At 30.5% G+C, this 20,556-nt stretch carries 18 protein-coding genes; all 18 read right to left on the bottom strand.

From position 1 onward, the window contains the following. Positions 1-48 precede the first annotated feature (48 nt). Positions 49-2,292, bottom strand: coding sequence for a S8 family peptidase (locus tag BQ7400_RS00345; protein ID WP_072469079.1), 2,244 nt, complete (start codon positions 2,290-2,292; stop codon positions 49-51). Between the two features lie 4 nt (positions 2,293-2,296). Further along, entirely contained in the window at positions 2,297-3,331 is a 1,035-nt protein-coding gene (locus BQ7400_RS00340) for an ATP-binding protein (protein ID WP_072469078.1), read from the bottom strand. 32 nt (positions 3,332-3,363) lie between these two features. Beyond that, positions 3,364-4,344, bottom strand: a complete 981-nt coding sequence (locus BQ7400_RS00335) for a DNA cytosine methyltransferase (protein WP_072469077.1) — start codon at positions 4,342-4,344, stop codon at positions 3,364-3,366. Further along, the gene (locus tag BQ7400_RS00330) at positions 4,337-6,046 is read right to left on the bottom strand and encodes a DNA topoisomerase 3 (protein WP_072469076.1); all 1,710 of its coding nucleotides are present in this window, start codon (positions 6,044-6,046) and stop codon (positions 4,337-4,339) included. Before BQ7400_RS00330 ends, BQ7400_RS00335 begins: the two co-directional genes overlap by 8 nt. Positions 6,047-6,109: 63 nt before the next feature. Further along, positions 6,110-6,979 carry a CD1107 family mobile element protein gene (locus BQ7400_RS00325; protein ID WP_072469075.1) on the bottom strand — a complete coding sequence of 290 codons (870 nt, stop codon included), beginning with the start codon at positions 6,977-6,979 and terminating at the stop codon, positions 6,110-6,112. A gap of 14 nt (positions 6,980-6,993) precedes the next feature. Then, entirely contained in the window at positions 6,994-9,345 is a 2,352-nt protein-coding gene (locus BQ7400_RS00320; protein ID WP_072469074.1) for a leucine-rich repeat protein, read from the bottom strand. Further along, positions 9,332-9,571 carry a hypothetical protein gene (locus BQ7400_RS00315; protein WP_072469073.1) on the bottom strand — a complete coding sequence of 80 codons (240 nt, stop codon included), beginning with the start codon at positions 9,569-9,571 and terminating at the stop codon, positions 9,332-9,334. The genes BQ7400_RS00320 and BQ7400_RS00315 overlap by 14 nt, the downstream gene beginning before the upstream one ends. A gap of 14 nt (positions 9,572-9,585) precedes the next feature. Then, a complete protein-coding gene (locus BQ7400_RS00310; protein WP_072469072.1) occupies positions 9,586-12,165 on the bottom strand; it encodes a C40 family peptidase in 2,580 nt (859 codons plus the stop codon). 7 nt (positions 12,166-12,172) lie between these two features. Continuing rightward, positions 12,173-14,596: a VirB4-like conjugal transfer ATPase, CD1110 family gene (locus BQ7400_RS00305; RefSeq protein ID WP_083553223.1), complete on the bottom strand. Its 2,424-nt coding sequence runs from the start codon at positions 14,594-14,596 to the stop codon at positions 12,173-12,175. Next, entirely contained in the window at positions 14,487-14,897 is a 411-nt protein-coding gene (locus BQ7400_RS00300) for a PrgI family protein (protein WP_072469070.1), read from the bottom strand. The genes BQ7400_RS00305 and BQ7400_RS00300 overlap by 110 nt, the downstream gene beginning before the upstream one ends. A 1-nt stretch (position 14,898) precedes the next feature. After that, positions 14,899-15,189 carry a hypothetical protein gene (locus BQ7400_RS00295; protein WP_072469069.1) on the bottom strand — a complete coding sequence of 97 codons (291 nt, stop codon included), beginning with the start codon at positions 15,187-15,189 and terminating at the stop codon, positions 14,899-14,901. 9 nt (positions 15,190-15,198) lie between these two features. Further along, complete coding sequence (locus BQ7400_RS00290) at positions 15,199-16,062, bottom strand: VirB6/TrbL-like conjugal transfer protein, CD1112 family (protein ID WP_072469068.1); 864 nt, start codon at positions 16,060-16,062, stop codon at positions 15,199-15,201. A 10-nt stretch (positions 16,063-16,072) separates the two neighbouring features. Beyond that, positions 16,073-16,153 carry a Maff2 family mobile element protein gene (locus BQ7400_RS00285; protein ID WP_143434426.1) on the bottom strand — a complete coding sequence of 27 codons (81 nt, stop codon included), beginning with the start codon at positions 16,151-16,153 and terminating at the stop codon, positions 16,073-16,075. A 6-nt stretch (positions 16,154-16,159) separates the two neighbouring features. After that, positions 16,160-16,561, bottom strand: a complete 402-nt coding sequence (locus tag BQ7400_RS10370) for a DUF4368 domain-containing protein (RefSeq protein ID WP_094230598.1) — start codon at positions 16,559-16,561, stop codon at positions 16,160-16,162. Then, entirely contained in the window at positions 16,534-17,931 is a 1,398-nt protein-coding gene (locus BQ7400_RS00275) for a recombinase family protein (protein WP_245759392.1), read from the bottom strand. Before BQ7400_RS00275 ends, BQ7400_RS10370 begins: the two co-directional genes overlap by 28 nt. A gap of 3 nt (positions 17,932-17,934) precedes the next feature. Then, the gene (locus BQ7400_RS00270; RefSeq protein ID WP_072469067.1) at positions 17,935-18,159 is read right to left on the bottom strand and encodes a hypothetical protein; all 225 of its coding nucleotides are present in this window, start codon (positions 18,157-18,159) and stop codon (positions 17,935-17,937) included. 153 nt (positions 18,160-18,312) lie between these two features. Continuing rightward, positions 18,313-19,014 carry a replisome organizer gene (locus BQ7400_RS00265; RefSeq protein ID WP_072469062.1) on the bottom strand — a complete coding sequence of 234 codons (702 nt, stop codon included), beginning with the start codon at positions 19,012-19,014 and terminating at the stop codon, positions 18,313-18,315. 87 nt (positions 19,015-19,101) lie between these two features. After that, complete coding sequence (locus tag BQ7400_RS00260; RefSeq protein WP_072469066.1) at positions 19,102-20,097, bottom strand: ORF6N domain-containing protein; 996 nt, start codon at positions 20,095-20,097, stop codon at positions 19,102-19,104. Positions 20,098-20,556: the final 459 nt, after the last annotated feature.

The raw sequence follows: 20,556 nt of genomic DNA, 5'->3' as shown, positions 1-20,556 counted from the left end.
TAAAAAAGACGATAGATTTTAATTTATCTACCGTCTAAAGATATTTTCTCATTCAAACTCTATTTCTTCCTCTGCAGTATTATAAATATCAATTCTGCTTTCAATATCTATAGTATTTATTAACCAACCTCTGAACTGACATTGTTGTATAAATTCTTGAATTCTATTAACTCCATTAACCTCTTTTAAAGTTATAACAACTCCGAATTTCAAATCATTTCCGTTACTAGCATTTAACCTTTCTTTAGTTTTTATGCTTATTCCCCATAATTCATTGTCATTCTTCTTTTTGGGCAGCTTTTGCCTGCCTCTTGGTGTTTTTATATTCTCTCTTATATGCTTAACATTGTCCCATTTTCTGTATAGTTTTCGTGCTTCTCCTTCATATAGTAAAACTTTTCCTTCATCTGATTGCTTATTGTCATTTATACAATTTATTTTTACTTTTCCATTATTAGTTTTACTTAATCTTCCAAAATGAATATCCATTTCTGTATTTGTATAGTCAACTCCTTGGTTTCTTGAGCAACTTGGGAAATAGCATAATGTTGCCTTCGATACAAATGGTTGTTTCCCATCTTTTTCTGGAATTGGAATATTATAATTATATGTTTCATATTCTTCTGAAACGCCATTTATCATAAATTTTATCTCATCTTCTGGAGTACTAATTATATCTTCTATTTTAATAGGAACAATGCCATATCCCACTAATTGAGGATTATAGGGTCTATCTGCCCATCCAGTTGCAGAATCAATTATTAAAGCTTTCGCAAGCTCTCTAGTCAAACCTAATATATCTATAAGATATGACATCTTTCTAGCTATCCATGGAGCTGCAAAAGACGTTCCTGATACAAATGCTTCACCTAGAGGTGAACAGGTTTTTATATACTTTGTATCATCTCCTCCGTAATAACTTATATCTGGTTTATTAAAAAAGGATAATACTAGCCCTTCCCTAGAATAATCTGCAGGTTCTTTATCAAAGCTTACAGAATTTACAACTATTGAATTTATAGAATCAGCAGGAGCTCCTATTTTTTTTATTTTTGAATTTTTAGGCTTATTTGTTCCTGCGACAATAAATATAATGTCATTTTCATATTGAATTCTATCTAAAATCGCTGCTTCGGGGGATATGAAGTTAGAGTTTATTTCCATTGATGACCCTAGAGATAAATTCCATACCTTAATATCCCTATTAGTTTCAACGATTTCTTTTATAGATCTCAATACTGAAAAAGAGCTAAATTTCCCGCTTTTAGCAACTCCAAAATGTCTAACTTTAAATCTACCACATCCATCATCCAATTCTGGATTTAAACTTGGACCATCCACTATAATTGAAGTTACCATAGTCCCATGTTCATAATCCTCATTTTTTAACTCTATATTATCATCTACCTTATTCTCAAATTCTACCCATTCAGAAAAATAAACTCTATCATCAAACATAGTATCAATAACTCCAATAATAGGTTCATTGTTTGGACTAGGTATATTGGCATCTATAACATCTCTATCAAAAATAACCCCTTTATCAATTTTTGATATGTCGCTTACTGCCATTGAAATTAGATACGGTGCCTTGGACTTCAACAAACTATACTGATCCGGCGTGAGTAAAAGAGTTGTTTCATCAATACTCCTTACTTCTAAAAAATTAATGCCTAATTGATTCATAATATCTGATGTTTTTGTCCCTGTATCATAAATAGTTATTATGGAATTCTCTACCAAATGACTTGTGTCTTGTTCTATACCAAATGATTCTAAGTAGTAAGCATCTACAACTATATTCACAAACCTTGTTCTTGACACACCTTTAATAAATAATTTTTCATATTCTTTATGATTAATTTTCTCAATATCATGATGAGAAATTTTATCTCCAAAATTATTAGATATGATTTTAATCACATTTTCAATATTTTTTATAGATAAATCGATAATTTCAATACTTACGCAATATGTTATTATATGCTTTTTATAATTACCCTCTGTAAATTTTGCTCCAACAATTGCATTATTATTTTGTTTTAAATTACTTTCCAGTATTCCTTTTAACCTATTACTTTTAGCAACAACACTAATATAGTAGGCACTAACTAACGGTTTTATATTCAACTTCTCTTCTTCCCAAAATTTTTTTATCTTTTGTAAATTATCTTTTAATTTTTCTAGATGATCTATAGAGACATATTTATTTTTAGGAATATTTGAAGGTCCAGGTGTATTTCCGGACTTTATTTGTCCTAATTTCCCTTTTAATTGTAGTATCTCATTCATTAATCTACTCCTTTAGTTCCCTTGATACTTGACTTTTTGAGATTCCTGTTAATATTTCTATTTCTCTAACTGTAAAACCTTTTTTTTTCAAGGTTTTTAAATCCATATCTTTATTCTCAGAAATAGTTATATACAATCTTTTAAGATAATCATATTCTTCATTAGGATTACTAAAAGCCAAAGAAGTTTTTATTAAATTCTTCAAATCTCCTGGATAAGTTATATCGTCTATTGAAGATATTATTTTTTTAAATAATCTAATATTTTTTCCAGCATTTTTAAATTTAGATAAATAATAATTTAAAATAATTTCCGATATTTCTAATAAATCTTCTCGTGAATATCTATTAAAATCAATTACTGAATCAAATCTTCTTATCAAGGCTTTGTCAAAATGATCATACAAATTTGTGGTAGCTATCAGCAAAATATTTTTATTCAATCCTTCTAATCCCTTTAACACTGATGTTGTTGCTCTTCCCATTTCTCTAATATCTTTAGAATCTGTCCTATCTAAAGCTAGTGCATCAATCTCATCGAATAGTATGACAACTTTCTCAGGTGATACCAAATTATTTATTTCATCAAATAACTTAGCAATATTTTTCCCTGTTTGTCCTAATTTACTGTCAATTATAAAAGCGAAATCTACAACAAATAATTCTCTATCTAAAATTCTTGCTATATGTTTGGCTGTTTCTGTCTTTCCTGTGCCAGGTGCACCCTGAAACAAAAATTTATTTACTCCTATTCCGTGACCTGCTGCATTAATAATTCCTATTATGTCCGACTTAATTTCTTCAGGAAGAGGTAACGGGGAACCACCTACCTCTATTTTCTTTACAAATGTTAACTCATTTTCATTAATTTGAGGAACAAAAGCATTAGTGTTTGAAAGTAAAGCCATTATATATTCAGATAGCTGATAATCTCCTGTCTTATCAAATTCATTTGCTATTTGATATGCTTCATTTCTAAACCCTGAATCATTATTTTCGGCATAATATTTAATTAAATTTATAATATTTGCCTTTTTCATTTTCGATACCCCCACATAATTAATTCTTACATTTATATTATAGTTTCTTTGGGACAAGAAGTCAATATTTGGGACTTAATCAATTGTTCTAATATTTCCATTAAAACGTCAACCACAATAAAATTGCCGGCCTGCTTATATAGTTTACTTGAAGTGCAATTTTTTCTTCTTGGATGTACTTTCTCTAGTTTATCTATATCACTATCATCGAAACCCATAAGTCTTAGACATTCTCTTTCTGTTAAATACCTATATTTACCATTTCCAATATCTATTATTCCAGAATTTGGTACTCTCATTTGTTTTGTAGAAATAGTATAAGAAAAATCTTTAATCACTTTTAGTCGCCCTCTAAAACTATTATCTATTCCTTTATTTAAAAATTTCAGCATATAAGGTTGGGTCATTGTATAAAGTTCACTAACATCCTTTTCTAAAAATTCACTTAGTGGTCTTGTTTCTTTCCTCTCCAATTTATTAAAAGAAAAGTTATTTGTTCCAAGACATGAAACAACAAATATTCTCTCTCTTTTTTGAGGTATCCCAAAGTCCATTGCATTTAATATTTCATACTTGCTTTCATATCCTAGGCTCTCTAATTCTTTTAGATAAATAAAAAAGGAGTCCCTCATATTTCTATCAAGGACTCCCTTTACATTTTCCCAAATTATCCATTTAGGTTTATCTTTCATTTCTTTTATTATTCTAATTGTTTCAAATAGTAAGCTTGATCTAGTTCCTGAGTTTTTCACTCCTCCCTGCTTTTTTCCAATTCTTGAAAAGTCTTGGCAAGGACTTCCATGCATAATTAAGTCTATCTTTTCATCAGAAGCTTTATATCTTACTACTGATTTTTCTTTATAATCTTCTCCATAAAGTGCATTGTATGATTTAACACAAGCCTTATCTATTTCTACATAATCAACAACTTCATAAGGTATCTTTAAATTAATAAAAGCCTTTCTAATAGCACCTATGCCACCGAAAAGCTCCAATATTTTTACCTTATTCATTTAGATTATTCTTGTACCTATCTACAAGCTCCCTTATACTATCTTCTATTTCTCTTAAAAAGTCTTCTTTATCTACTTCGCCAGAGCTAATCTTTGAAAGTTTCATTTCCCATTCAGATGTTGTTTTAGCCGACTTGAACTTATCCTCTACAATCGATACAAGTCTATTGCCTTTTTCTGTTACAAGTAAATTTTTCTTATCTCTTCTTATAAGATCCTTATGGATAAGATTTTCAATAATTCCTGCTCTTGTTGCTGGCGTTCCTAAGCCTTTTCTTTCAACTTCTATATCTTCTACTCCTGCATTCTCCATGGCCTTTAAAAGTGTATCTTCATTATAATGGCTTGGAGCTTTTGTAAATTTCTCAGATATATTTTTAGAAGTTAGCTTAATTTTATCTCCAGTCTTTACATCTGGTAATTCATTTTCTTGTCTTTGTTTTCCATAAGTCTTTAGATACTTGGTATAACCTTCATCGATTATAGTCTTGCCACTTGCATTAAAGTTAAACTTATCATATTCATATCTGATTTTTTTGCTAGATTCCTTTAAGTTATCCGAACATGAAGCAAGTAATTTATTCTTAATTAAATTATAGATTTTGCTTTCTTTATCAGATAAATCTCTAGCTTTCCCAATACCTGATATAGTAGGAATAATTGCATAGTGGTCTGTAACTTTAGCTGAATTAAAAATAGACTTAAAGTTTGATTCATTAATCTTAAAATCTTCTTCAAGTCCTTCTAATAATTCTTTCATAGTATTAACCATATCATCGGTTAAGTACCTACTATCTGTTCTTGGATATGTGATTAGCTTTTTTTCATACAAAGCTTGTGCCAGATTTAAAGTATCATTTGCTGAATACCCAAAATATTTATTTGCTTCTCTTTGCAAGGTAGTGAGATCATAAGGCTTATCTGGTTTTGTGCTTACTTCTTTGTCTTCTACCTCTGTAATAACTATTTCATCTTCTAATAGGTTTAACAGTTGTTCTGCAACTTCAATTTTATCAATCCTATCAGATACAAGTTTCAATCCTTCATAAGATAAGTCAACTGTATAATATTTTTGCTTCTTAAATAGGTTTATTTCACTATCTCTTTTAGCTATTAAATATAGAGTTGGAGTTTGTACTCTACCAACTGAATATGTTTCCTTATAAATGCAAGAATAAAGCCTACTTAGATTCATTCCTACCAACCAATCTGCAATGGCTCTTGCACTTGCTGATCTATATAAATCTTCAAAGTTTTCTCCGTCTTTAAGATTTCTAAAGCCATCTTCAATAGCTTTGTTTTCCATTGAAGATATCCAAAGTCTTTGAATCTTCTTCTTACATTTAGCTTGATTATATACAAGCCTAAAAATAAGTTCTCCTTCTCTACCAGCATCACAAGCATTTATTACTGTGTCGATGTTCTTATCGTTTAAAAGTTTCTTTAAAACTCCATATTGTTTCTTAGTGCTTTTAGATACTTCATAAATATATTCTTCTGGAATTATAGGAAGAGTGTCTATTGTCCATTTCTTCCATTTTTCATCAATCTTATCTGGACTTGCCATTTGAATTAAATGACCTACACACCAAGAAACAATGTATCCATTCCCCTCATAATATCCGTTTTTTCTTGTTATTGCTCCAATTACTTTTGCAATTGTAACTGCTACACTTGGCTTTTCTGCTATTACTAACTTCATTAATACCTCCATAAATAAAAAAAGAGCGAAAGATTTCTCTCTCGCTCCAGCTTTTAAAAATTATTATAATAGTTCATCATCTTCATCGTCTTCATCTAAAGATTCTTCATGACTTTCTTCATTTTCAGATTCATCTTCTGACTCACTAATATAATCCTCATCATCTTCTTCAAAGTCTTCCAACATTTTGTCTTCTTTTGCTTTAACTACCTTAAAATAGTATCCTGCTCCTACTACTCCTCCAATTACAAGTGCAATAATTAGAAATGAACCTATCCCACTTTTCTTTTCTTCTTTTACTGGAACAACAGTGGGCTCTTCTTTTTTCACTTCTTCTTTCTTAGGTTCTTCAACCTTTATAGTATTTTTATCTTCTGATTCAATCATATTAAGTAGGTCTTGCTCTCCTACTTCTGTCAATAACCTTACGTTATCTTGATTTGATGAGTGATCCACTATTAGGTGCATAGTTTTTCCACTTTTAGTTTGAAATGTTAAAAATTGTCTTACATCTACTGGATTTTCTTTATCTTTTTCTGTATCTCCACTTGGTGTAATATCTTTTCCATTCCTATCTACATTTTCAATTACTGAACCTCTTGCCTTATTTTCTTGTGTCGCAAGATTATTTACTGCCTTTGTATTACCACCTTTTACAAGTGGTGTTTTCTTTGGAGGATTATTTGAAGGCTTATTTGCTTCACTTGTATTTCCTGGTATTCTTGGAACATCTTGATAAGGAATTTCTTCTTTTGATGGTGTAAAAACATCATCTTTCAACATTTTTTCAAATTCTTCCTTTTGTGGTTCATAGATTGATTCACTTTGATTTTCTATTTGCCCTTCATTTGTCATCGCAAATGTAGTTGCTGGTACTGTAAATGTAAAAAGGAGTAACCCTATGGCTACTCCTCGTTTAATGCTCTTATTCATTTTTCTATCCTTTCTTATTTTACATTTTTAAATACATAGACTGCTTTTCTAGCATTGTCCCATTCTATTGTTTGGTTTTTGCCATCTTTAATATCTCCATGACTTGCTCCGAAAGCTTTGGCAATGTTTGAAATTGAAGCATGAATTCTTCCATTTATAATCACTGGCTTAACATCTGAATTGTAGACCTTTCCATCTGAATCTTTCATAACACCAGTATCAATATTTAGTCTTAATGTCTTTTTAGCTAGGATATTATTCTCTTTATTTGAGAAAATAGCTTCACGAGTAGAGTTGTCATACTCAACATTAAAACCTAGAGTATAAGCGATATATCTTACTGGAATCATAGTTCTTCCTTGATCCACATAAGTTTTTACATCCATATATACTGTTGTCTTACCATCTTTGTTAATAATGTTATAAAAGTTTTTGTCTACCTGGAAAACTGCAAATTCTTTTTCATCTTTAACTTGTTTTTTACCTTGTTGTTCCTCTTGCTTTTTCATCTTGTTAAGATCAAATTGATTTAGGATGTTCTTATCATCAGCTTTCAAAAGTTCGTCCCACTTCTTATCTTGAGATTTCTTATCTTCTTTCTTCTCTTTGTTTTCTTTTTGGAGTTTTAGAAGTTCATCTAATTTCTTAGATAAGTCTTGGTTTAGATTTTTGTCTTTTTCATCTTTAGATTGTTTTTCAAGTTCTTCTTTAGCTTTTTTGTTTGCTTCCTCGATTAACTTCTTGGCTTCTTCAATTTTCTTATCTAAATCTTCTTTTAGCTTTTTAATTTCTTCTTCAGAAGCTTTTTGTTTTTCTTCTAGCTCTTTAATTTTCTCTTCTAATTCTTTTTTTGTATTTTCAGAAGATTCTTTTAAACTATCAATAGCCTTTTGAAGCTCTTCAATTTTCTTGCAACATTCTGACTTAGAATTTTCTGTTTCTTTCTTTTTAGACTCTAAATCTTTTATCTTATTATCTTTTTCATCAAGAGCTTTTTCTAAGCCCTTAATTTTATTATCTTTATCCTCAATTTCTTTAGTCTTTTTTGCAAGTTCTCCTTCTAAAGACTCAAGCTTTTCTTGCATTTCTTTGATTTTATTTTCGTTTTTATCTGTCTTTTCTTTCTCAGCTTCTAACTCCCATTTTGTAGATGAATAATCTTCTTTTAGTTTTGCATTTTCATCTTGTAATCTTTTTAATTCATCTTTAAGCTGAGTAATTTCTGCTATTAGTTCATCATTATTGGAGTTTTTAAGATCCTCAATTTCTTTATTCAATTGAGCAATCTTATTGTCTTTATCTCTAATTTCTTCTTCTAGCCTAGCTTTTTCTTGTTTTAGTTTCTCTCCATTATCTTTGCAAGATTCTAACTTTTCCTTTAACTCATCTATCTTTGATTGATCTTCTTGTTTCTTATCATTTAAGTCTTTGATCTGATTTTCTAAGTCCTTAATGTTTTTAGTTAAATCATCAATCTTATTGTCCTTTTCATCAATATCTTGTCCTGTCAAATCAGTTTGAGTACCAATGGAATATTTATTTGGATTGTATATAGTCATCTTTCCTTGATACATATCATTGTTATAATCAAATTCAAGTTCTACACTATCTACATTCTTATCAAAGACAAACTCTCCATTTTCAAACCTTAATCCATTAGGAATAGATTTGAATCCTTGATTTCCGTTGAAACCAAAATGATTTTCGTAAAATGGATTTTGTTTTGGTCTATACTCAACTTCTTGATTATGGAATACTCCCTTACTGTTAATATTTGGATTGCCTAAAACTTTTACAGTGTGCAATTTATTTCTTGAAAAAGCATACTGTTCAATTGTCTTCACAGACTTCGGTATAGTTATTTCTTGGAGGTTATTTCTTTCAAAAGCATTATGTTCAATATTTACCAAAGTATCAGGTAAAGTCACTTCTCTAAGTCCACAATTGAAAAATGCTAAACCACCAAGATAAGTTAGACTATTTGATAGTTTTACCTCGTCTATACTTGCTTCGTAAAAGGCAGCATAGCCTAAAAGCTTAACAGAATCAGGAATAATTACTTTATCCCAATGTTTACCGCGTCCAAATTCTCTTTTATATCTAAGTTCATCGTTTGAATGACTTAAAGAATAATTTCCATTTATAGATTTCGTTCCTTCAGGAAATACTAGAATATTTGTCTTTTCTTTCTTTTCTAAGCCCTTATCACTAAAGGCAATTATATTTCCCTCAGAGGAATACATAAAATCATCTTCCGTCCAAGTAACATCAGACTTTGCAAATGCACTTGTATGCACAGTTGATGTTAAAACTAATAAAAGAGCCATAAAAAAGGCTCTTAGTTTGTTCGTATTAAATTTCTTCATTATGAATGTTCTCCCTTTCTTTTAATTTTTCTTCTCTTTTTCTATCATTAATTTTCTCCATTAATTCTTCCAAGCTAATATTGTTCCTCCTTAGAGTTACAATTATTTCTTCATTTTCAACTTGTATTTCTTCATCGCAAATTTCCTTGTATTTTGCATTTAAATCTTTCAATTTCTCTTCTATTTTTTTCTTTTTGTTTCTAATACTTATAAGTTTTCTGTTCACATAATATCTCCCTTCTATCTTGGTCTTCCAAAACCATAAAAGTGTGATTTCCAATATTTCGAATTTATTGATGTGTATTGAATTGGATCTCCTGCGTGAATCATCATTCCGTTACCTGCGTATATTCCTACGTGAGATATTGGTGTTCCACTGTTATATGTTGAGTGGAAAAATATAATATCTCCAGGTTGAGCTTCACTTGGACTTACTGGATTACAATAGTCTTTGTATATTCTCCATGCAGTTGTTCTTGGCATACTCTTTACACCAGACTTTGTAAATGACCAACATACAAATCCTGAGCAGTCAAAGTTAGATGGTCCACTTGCTCCAAACACATATCTTTTGCCTATATGTTTTTCTGCTTCATTAAATAAGGCTTTAGCAGTGGCTGAATCAAAAGCAAGACCAGGATTTCCAAAGTTTGGATTGTCTACTATTTCTCCTAAGTCGCCATTACCTGATCCAAAAACATCTCCCATATTCCCCTTAGCTTCAAGAAGAGCTTCATAATGAACTACATTGTCTGGATAATCTTTAAATATTTCCCTAACAACTTCATCCATTTCTTTTTTCTTTAAAGTTACAATTAACTTTTTATATTCGTACTCTTCTTTTTCATAGCTAGTATAAGGATTACCACGACTATCATATCTTGTTCTTGCTACTGTTCTTGTTCTAATTTCAATTTCTTCCTTAAAATCAAGCTTATACATCTTATCGAAAAGCTCTTTTAAAATTCCTTTTACTTCAGACGCTGATTTTACTTCTCCATATCTTGAAGTTATATAGGATAAAAGTTCATGGGTATTATGACCAATTTCTCCTTCTTTGTTTATGATATATTCGTCATATCCAGGATGACTTGTTTTTACACTTTCGATTTGTGATTGTAGGTCATATTCCATTGATGAAAATTCTTGATTAACTTCACTTAGAACTGTATCTTGTGATAGATATGTTGTTGTCATTACTGAGTTTACAGAGTTGCTTAGTCCACTCATACCAACACTTCCACCACCAATCATGATTGATAGCATAAGACCTAGTCCTATTACCACAAATAGAACCATCTTACTTTTTCTTACGATTAGCTCTTTAGAAGCCTTACCTAAACTTAAAATAGCTTTTTTAACCCTATCTACAAGTCTTGTTTCGTGCTTTTTAGCTATCATGCTTTTCATTTGCTTTCTCTGGTAAAACTTCTTAAACCTATTTTTCTTTGTATAAGCATCGGACTTTTTTAAATCTTCTAATCCACTTTTAAACTCCAACTTGCTTTTTCTCTTTCTTATTTTCTTATCAAGTTTAGATAGCTTTTTTAAGGACTTTTTCTTTTTGTCTAGCTTATACTTCCTTATTCCATGCTGAAGCTTAGAGCTTACATTAGCGACCTTTTCTCCAGATTCTACACCAGTATTGTCAGATCCAGAACTTAAATAATCTCTCACTAACTCTGAAGACTTAGCTCCAGATAATAAAACCCCAGAAGATAGACTTCCTTTAGTTTTATTATTTAAGATATTATCCTTTAGCTTGCTTTTAGACTTTTCAAGTTCTCCAATCTTTTTATCTGAGATAAAGTCTTTAACATCTTGTGACTTCTTAGAATCTTTCGGTGTACCTTTCTTAGATTCATTTTTTAAGTCATCGAGTTTCTTTCGAGTGAATTTATCACTTTCATAATTTTTTCTCTTATAGTAAGTCTTCTTTTTATTAACTTTCTTTTGTTCTGAAGTTTTAAGACTTGTTTCTTTTTCATCTTTTATAAATTCTTGATTATTGTCTTTAAACTCAGTATTATCAAAAGTTTTTTCTGTATCAACTTCGCTTAGCTTATTTTCTTGATCTATCTCTTTAGAAATTTTTTCCTTATCTCTAAACTTCTTTTCTTGATAAAGCTTCTGCTTTTGCTTTTTATTGATATTAGAATTACTGTCGTTCTTGCTTACTTCATCTTTAACAAGCTTATCTTTTCTATATACTCTCTTGCTTTTCTTTGCTTCGATAGGTTTATCTTCACTTGTCTGGATTCGCTTAGACTCTTTCTCGTTGATTTTGTCTTGAAATTTATCCTTACTATGAATAAGTTTATCCTCATAATTTTTAAGAACTTGTCTTTTACTTGATGCCTTCTTATTGCTTATTGGCTGAGCCCTAGCTGAAATATCATCTGTTGTTAATTTATTAGAATTAATATTTCTACTGTTTTCACTACCAAAATTTACCTTTTTGAAGTCTACATCTAACTCTGCATCAAGTTTAAAGCTTTTATCTGTCCTTATTTCAAGATTAGCTTGTTTTGTTTCTCCAGTCTTATATTTATTATCTAAAATTTCTTTTCTGATTCTTTCCTTGTTTTTAGACTTCTGAAAATCTTTTAGTTTATCTTGTTTTTGATCTTTAGCTAATACATTCTCATGAATAAGTTTAGATTCTTTTTCTGAAATTTTATCTCCGAACCTATCCTTAGTCTTAATAATCTTATTGGTATAATCATCTGAATGAACAAGTTTACTATCCATATTCTTTTCAGGAGCGTCCCTATTTCGTATAATTTTCTTTTGAAAATCTTTTTTTAGTTTTTTATCCATATCACACCTACTTAGCTTCTTCTGGTTTTGTTGTCATTAGCTTATATAACATGGTGTCTTTAGGGAATTTATCTATAAATGGAACAATAGTATTTCCGAAGAATAATAGTCCCTCACCTGCGTTTGAATTAGTAATATAGTTTAACTGATAAGGCGATATTTTTAATTTCTTAGCAAGAATATCCCTATCTCCAGATGCTTGATTTAACATTAGAACAAAATCTGTATTATCAAAGATATTTTCAATTTCCTGACTTGTTAGAAGGTCTTTTACGTTTTGAGTTATACCTGTTGGAATACCTCCCCATTTTCTAAATCTTTTCCAGATTTCTACTGAATATGAAGCAGTTTGTGGGTCTTTTAATAAAAGGTGGAACTCATCTATATAGTATCTTGTAGACTTGCTTCCTCTATTTAGGGAAACCTTGTTCCAAACCTGGTCTTGAATTACAAGCATACCTATTTTTTTAAGTTGTGTTCCTAGCTCTTTTATATCAAAACAGAGCAGTTGTCTATTTAGGTCAACATTTGACCTGTTATTAAAGACATTAAGACTTCCCTTAACATAAATTTCCATTTCTGTTGCGAGCTTCCTACCAACTCCCTCTTCTTGAGATAGGAGCATATCATATAAATCTCCTAATATAGGCATATTTTCTGGTTTGGGGTCTTCAAAATACTTTTGATATATCTTTGGTAAGCACCTATCTATAACTGATTTTTCTGCAGCAGTAAGACCAGATCCTCCTACCACAAGTTCAAGCATAGACATTATGAAGTTTGCCTTATCCTTTAAAGGTGCGTCCCCATCTCCATAGTTCATATTAATATCTAATGGATTTAGGTAGTCCTTTGATTTTGCTGAAACATTAATAACTTCTCCATTAAATTGTTTTACAAGGTTTGAATACTCGCCCTCAGGATCACAAATAATTACATCATCATCTGTGACAAGAATTGCATTTGCCATCTCTCTCTTTGCCGAGAAAGATTTACCAGAACCTGGTGTTCCTAATATTAGTCCGTTAGGGTTCTTGAGTTTCTTCCTATCTGCCATAATCAAGTTTTGGCTAAGGGCGTTTAAGCCATAGTACAAAGAATTTGCCGAATCAATAAATAGCTCTTCTGTTGTAAAAGGCATAAAAACTGCCGTTGATGATGAAGTTAAAAATCTTTTTATCTCGACTTGATTAACTCCTAAAGGTAAGGCAGAAACAAGTCCTTGTTCTTGTTGATGAGATAATCTTTTTACCTGACAATTATGTCTATTTGCAATTGATGAAATTTGAGCAATTGTGTTTTCTAATTTTTGATTAGTCCTAGCAAAATTCATCATTACTATGGCAACTACAAAGAGCCTTTCATCTCTATTTTGTAAGTCAGATAACATGGACTTAACATCAGCTCCAAAAGTATTTATATCTGATGGAATAATATCCATATCATATCCAGCACGAACTGCTTTCTTTTGTTCTTCAATTTTCATTCTGTCCAGGTCTGTGTTCTTTCTCTTAATGAGTTTAATAGCTTCTGCTTGTTCAACTACATCTATATGAAAAGCTACATAAATATTGTCATCAATATCTAAAAACTCAGATAACATTCTGTCTGATAATTCGCTTGCAAGTATTTGAAAATGGCTTACAGCTCCAATATATTTGCCAAACTTAAAATTGTTTGCTGGTGCAAAATTAAAGATATTGGGAGTTATATGTGATTTTGTAGACTCTTTCTTCTTCAAATCTTTATATGAAAAATCAAAGTTTTTGTCTGGATTTAACATATCATGAACAAGTCTTAGTCTTTCTTCGCCATCAAGGCTTTCTGCTCTTACTCCCATAGATTTAAAGTTAGATAAAATATCTACTTCAAGTCTATTTAACTTTGCTCTTGCTTGCTCTAGATTATCGGCTTCTGTGGTAAAGGTTATATACTTCATCTTTTTAAGTCCGTTATTGCCCTTTGCAAGTTGAAGCTTTAACATTTCCCTAAACTCTTTTCTTACATCGTCATAGAAATCTCCCTTATCAGCAATTTTAATTGCATCTTGTAGGTCTTTATTTCTTCCTAATTGATTTACATATGAAAGTTCGATGTGTACACTTGGATCAAAAGAATTTAAAAAGTTGGCAAATTGGTTAAAGATTAAATCTCTATCTTCTTCCAATGCCAACTGGTAATTTATATCTTGAAATGAAATTGTCTTTGAATAATTTTTTTCATCTAACTGGCAAATGCCCTCTGGTAACATTCTTATATAGGGAATTGTATCCTCAACTGTAAATCTCTTTTTCTCTTTCTTTAAAATTACACTTAGAAGACTATTTGTTGGATCTTTCTTTGTTTTTAGCCTTCTTACTTCCTTTCGATCTTTTTTTAATTGTTTTTCCCTTAGATTTAAGTCGCTGATTTGCTTTTTTCTTTGCTTCAAGGTATGCCTCCTTTCTTATTCTCTTAGTTGGTTGATAAAACTTATGAAGATAGAAAAATCTAAAATACTTTTCAAAAGTTAAGGTGTCTTTTTCATATAAGGTTATAAAAAAGATTGGCAGGGTTACTATTAGCATTACAATGATAGAAACATCATTAGGTAGATATTTCTTTATAAATAAATAAGTTGGTATGCCAATTAGTCCTGCCACAGAAAAACCTATAAGTTGTCTTTTAGTTAAGTTAAAGGCAACCTTTGTTTTAATCTTGTCCAAATCTTTTGGTATTGGTACATACGCCATTTTAATCTCCCTCTACTTCTTCTTTGGAAAGTTCAAGTATATGGTCATAATTAGATGTTGTTTCCTCTTCTAGGTAGCTAATTCTTTCTTCTAATTCTTCTTGTTTTTCTTCATTTCTGTCATTGTATTCTCCTTGATACATAACAAATTCATTATGACATCTTCCGAGTCTGTTTATTCTCCTCTTTAACTTTCTAATCTCTTCATTTCTTTTTTTCTCTTTTAAGATTTCATAAGTTCCTCCCAATAAAATTCCAAGTCCTAATAAAGCACAATTTTTCTTTTTTAACATTTATTCCTCCTAGTGCGTATTCATAATACTTTTTGCAACTGTTCCACTCTTAAACATCATAAGTCCAAGTAGTAGAGCATATCCTAATATACTAAACAAACTTTTGTGAATATCTGTAATCTGTACCGTCCTTATTAAAACGGTGTAGATACCTAAACATACCATCAAAAACAAACCTTGTAATCCCAAGGCAAAAAGTCCCTTGATATAATTTGTTCCAATCTGACCCCATTCTTTATTTCCCATAGTCGCAAATGGTATGGATGATACTGATGAGTAGACATATATTTCAAACATACGCCCATATACTATTAAGGTAATAGTTAAAGATATACATTGAATTGCAATCCTCACTAGGCTTGTTTCAACTAATATCATTATTAATGCACCAACATCTTTTTCTTTTAGTGTATCAACCATTGCAACTATCTGATCTCCTGAAACAGTGGCAGAAGTAGTGATTACCCCTGCCGCTTTGTTTACAAGATTTTGTGCCACATCAAAGACTGCCATTGAAAATTCAAAGGCATGGCTTGCAAGGTAGACTGCTATAAACATCTTTATAATGTATTTGAAAAACTCAAAAGTATCTGTATCGTGCATATTATTCTTTTGCATAACCATATTTATGAGTTCAATACATAAAACTGCTGTTATGATAAGACCTGCTATTGGAACGATCACATTATCATTAATGTTTTTTATGAAGTTATACACTTCTCCATTCCAACCCATTGGTGTCTTCCCAACATCAGTTGCAATAACTCCTACCTTGTCATTTATATCTAAGAACATGGACTCAAGATTTGCTTTGATACCTCCGAGTAGCATATCCTTAAAAAATTCAGTTAGCTTGTCAAAGATACCAAACATAGACTTTCTCCTATTTTAAAGCATTTGCAAGTAGTGGAATTAATTTAATACCGATTAGTACAATTCCCCCACCAGCCATAAGCTGCTTTATGCCTAATTAGAGATTGTAAAATACTTGTAGTGTGTCTGTATTTCCTATGAAATTGTAGTAAATATCAATTGTTTGGGTGATTTCTCCATTCACTATTTCTTTTTCGTGAACATAGATTTTTGAGATGAGTTCATTTAAGGTTGCTTTGTCCAGCTTCTTTATATCCCTATATTTTTTTATGAGTTCAATCCATTTTTTGACATTAATATCTTCAAGATTTTCTTTAACAATTAATTTTTGATTATCTTCTATTCTTTGATTTAGAGAATCTTGTTCGTTTTGTGATTTTTCAAGAATTTTTTGGAAGTTACTTTCACTTATCTTATTGTCTAGCCAGTCATCATATAGTCTTTCAATCTTTTTAGTTAAGTCTTCTACTCTTATCTGATCTTCGTAAATCTTATCCATAATAAATTTTTGTTCTTCTTCATTATCAATTTCTCGTGATCNTTGTCTAGCCAGTCATCATATAGTCTTTCAATCTTTTTAGTTAAGTCTTCTACTCTTATCTGATCTTCGTAAATCTTATCCATAATAAATTTTTGTTCTTCTTCATTATCAATTTCTCGTGATCTTTCAAGTGCTTTTATAATTTCTTTTTCGTCTTTTAATGCTATTTCTGCATTTTTCCTAATATCTTTAAGCACTATCTCATAAAGAGTATCGTAATAAATTCTATGTTGACTACATAATGACTTTCCATATCTTCTATAAGTGTTACAAGTGAGTAACTTTTCTCTTTTTTTCGATTTGTTTCTTCCAAGATTTAAAGATTTTCCACAATCGGGACATTTCACAATGCCTGCAAATATGCTTTCTTCTCCATTTTTAAATGGTCTTCTCCTGCTCTTTAATTTTTCATTTGCTATATTATAAATATCTTCAGAAATTATTGGTTCGTGTGTATTTTCTACTATTATCCATTCCTCTTTAGGTTTATCGGATAACCAACCTACTTTGAATTTATAATTAACTTTTTGACTAGCAATATGACCAATATAAACTGGGTTTTCAATAATTTCTTTTAGGGTTGTGCAGTCCCACCAATACTCTCCACCATCTACGGTCATTTCTAACTTAGTTTTTTTATTTCTAAGTCCTTTTTTTCTATTCCACCAGGTAGGTGTAGGTATTTTTTCTTCAAAAAGTCTTCTCCTAATTGCTTGTACTCCATAACCACTAAAAGCAAGATCAAAAATTTTTTCAACAATCCATGAAGTTTCATCATCGATTACTAATTTATGTGGATCATCATTGTCTTTCCTATATCCTATTGGAGCAAGACAACCAATAAATTTTCCTTGCCTTGCCCTTGTCATATAGGCAGATTTCATCTTTTTGGAAACATCTCTTGAATAAAACTCGTTTAAAACATTTTTAAAAGGAACTATTTCATTGTTTTCTTGAAAGGTATCTACTCCATCATTTAAAGCTATATATCTGACATTGTTCTTTGGGAAGAAATTTTCTGTATAGTATCCAGTCTGCAAATAGTTTCTTCCAAGCCTTGATAAGTCCTTAGTGATGACTATATCCACTTTCTTATTTTCAATATCTCTAATTAGTCTTTGAAATGATGGTCTATTTGTATTTAATCCAGTATATCCATCATCTATATATACATCGTAAATACTCCAACCTCTTGATTTTACATAGTTTTCTAAAAGTTCCTTTTGGTTTTGTATGCTGGCACTCTCTCCTTTCTGCTCATCATCTTTAGATAGTCTGCAATAAATTGCAGCTTTGAATGAAAATTGATTTGAATTTGTTTGTATCATTTCCTATTCCTCCTTGTTTGAGTTTTCAGAAATAACACAACTTTCTCTAAAACTATTTTTATTATAGCACTCTTTTTTATTACTATCAATATTATATTTGTTATACTCAATTTCATTGTCCTTACTTAATTTGCTTGATTTTTTTATTAGTCTTAGAAAAGCTTCTGTATCTGTTCTTCTGTTATCATAATTTCTTTTTACAATGTATTTTGTTTGTCTTTTTGTCATAGCTTATCCTTTCATGCAATAAAAAAAGGCGATTAGATTTTTAATTTTCTAATCGCCTTTTAAGTGTCATATTTATCTTTTTATTATATCTGGCATACTTTGATACCTTTTTAGACTTAAAGTCTTTAATAATGGCTTTCCACCTCTTTTTATCTATAAAGATTCTCCTACATCATAGTTCATTTTTTTATTTAAACCTTTCTGTGTTAGTTTTTCTTTATCTTCTTCATACCATTTTAAGATTGTCGCATAGTGGTTTTGATAGGTCTTACCACTGCTTTCCATGTATCTTGATAGTTTATTTATCATTATTTCTGTGTGTGAGTTTAATTTTTCTTTAAGATTCTTATATTCTTCTTTGCTTAACCTTACATTTTTGAATTCTCCATAAAAGATGGGGGTGGACTGTTCTTCTCTCCCCTTATCTATACTAACCTTATCTAATCTACCCTTATCTATACTGGGTTGACCACTTGACAACCTTTGGTTAACCAGATGACAACCATCTTTTTCTTCTAAAATATATGCTCCATTTTCCGTTTGATAAAGCTGTTGTTTCTGCTCTATATACATTGTTGGCTTATATCTGTCTTTTCTAATATAGTTATTTATCTTCCAATGAGTAATGACGATTATTCCCTGATCAAAGACTATCACAAAGCCTTTGGCAATAAGTATTTTCAGGTCATCTTCATTAGCCCCGATAATTTTGATGATTTTCTTAGGATTATTTACAAAACCATCATCATCTGCCCTCATTGATAAATGAAAATACAGACATTGACTACTTAGTGGCATATCCAAAAATAAGTCGCTATCCACTATCTTTAGTGAAAACATTCTTTTATCTGCCATGCTCTCCTACCTTTCTTCAAATAAAAAAAGACGATAGTTTTTAATTCTACCGCCTTGTGTATTGCTATGATTTAACATAATTATATATTAAATTTTTAAGTCTTTATTATTTAACATCTTACTAAACATATCATGGTACATATCTTTAGAAGATTCTTCTATCTTGGTAATACTTGATATTTTATTTCCCGCATCCTTTGACGAAGCTCCGCAAAGATAAAAGGCTTCATTTTCTGTTCCAAAGTCTATTGCTATATATCTATCGTGATATTTTTTACCTGCTATCTTCAGTTTCAGGTCTATATTAGGATAGTCTTTTCTAAAATCATCTAAGATATTTTTTGTAAGCATATCCTTGTTCTTGACATTATCACTAAAGACTACGATTTGAGTCTTATCTCTTGCAGCTCTTAAAAGTTCTAATGTTTTAAGCCCTATATAGTTATCTATTACATAAATGCTTTTCTTTGCTGATTTATATATTTTTGTATAGGCAACATCAGCTTCTATCTTATCTCCATTCATCAAGAGGAAATGTTTATATGTTTCCGGGTCTATAAAATTATCCATTACCTTTTTTAAATCTTCTTTAGTAGCCAATGTGTTAATCTTACTATCTATCCTTGCAATATCATTTGTGTTTTGATTTGTTTGAATTGCTATTTGAACTAATTCCTTTGAGCTGATAAAATCTTGATTTTTAATGATGAAGTCTTTCATCTGCTTAAACATTCGTATTAAAGCCTTGCTCTGTCTAACGGCAAGTTCTCCTCTTAATACAGTCATAAGCATATAAATACCCTGCTCTGTAAAAGCATAAGGTAGTTTTCTACGACCGCCCCAACTTGATGTCGATTTTTTCGATATCAAGTTTTCAAACTCTGATTTCGTCAACTGAAACATAAAATCATCATCAAATTTCTCCGAATTGTTTTTTACTTGCTCGTTAAATCTTGTCGTTGTATATCCATAGATTTCAGCAAGCTCAAAATCAAGCATAACCTTTTGATTTCTTATATAGTAAATCTTACTTTTAATTGTAGTTTCATCTATAACTACAATTTCCTTGTTTTGTTCTGCCACAAAATTCACCTCCTATATATTTTTGGGGCTACAACTTGTAGCCATTTTCTCTTTATTTCATTTAGTTTACAGCTCTTAAGCCAATTATCCATAATATTTTCAAAGTCTAATTTCTATAATTATACCAAAAATGTTAAATCTTTTCTATCTCTCCCTCTCTCTCTTTATCTATCTCTATATCTTTCTCTATCTCTATCTCTTGTCGGACATGGGTTGGACTCATTAAGGACAATGTCCTCTGTTTATTTTGTCTGTGAAAAATTCTTCTTTCAATTTTATCCAATAATATATTTTGTTTGTTGCCATATCTGCTCCTTTCTTGATTTTCGATAATCGAAATTCTTGATTTCCGATTTTCGAAATTCTGGACTTCTGCTTTTCGGAAGTCTAGTTATTATGGTTATTTAAGGGTGTAACTTTTCGTTACTCCCTTAGATTTCTCTGGTCATATCTTTTTTA

Source organism: Urinicoccus massiliensis, from assembly GCF_900120405.1.
Lineage (GTDB): Bacteria > Bacillota > Clostridia > Tissierellales > Peptoniphilaceae > Urinicoccus > Urinicoccus massiliensis.
The sequence above is the reverse complement of the archived record's forward strand: the minus strand, read 5'-3'. Positions and strand labels throughout refer to the sequence as shown.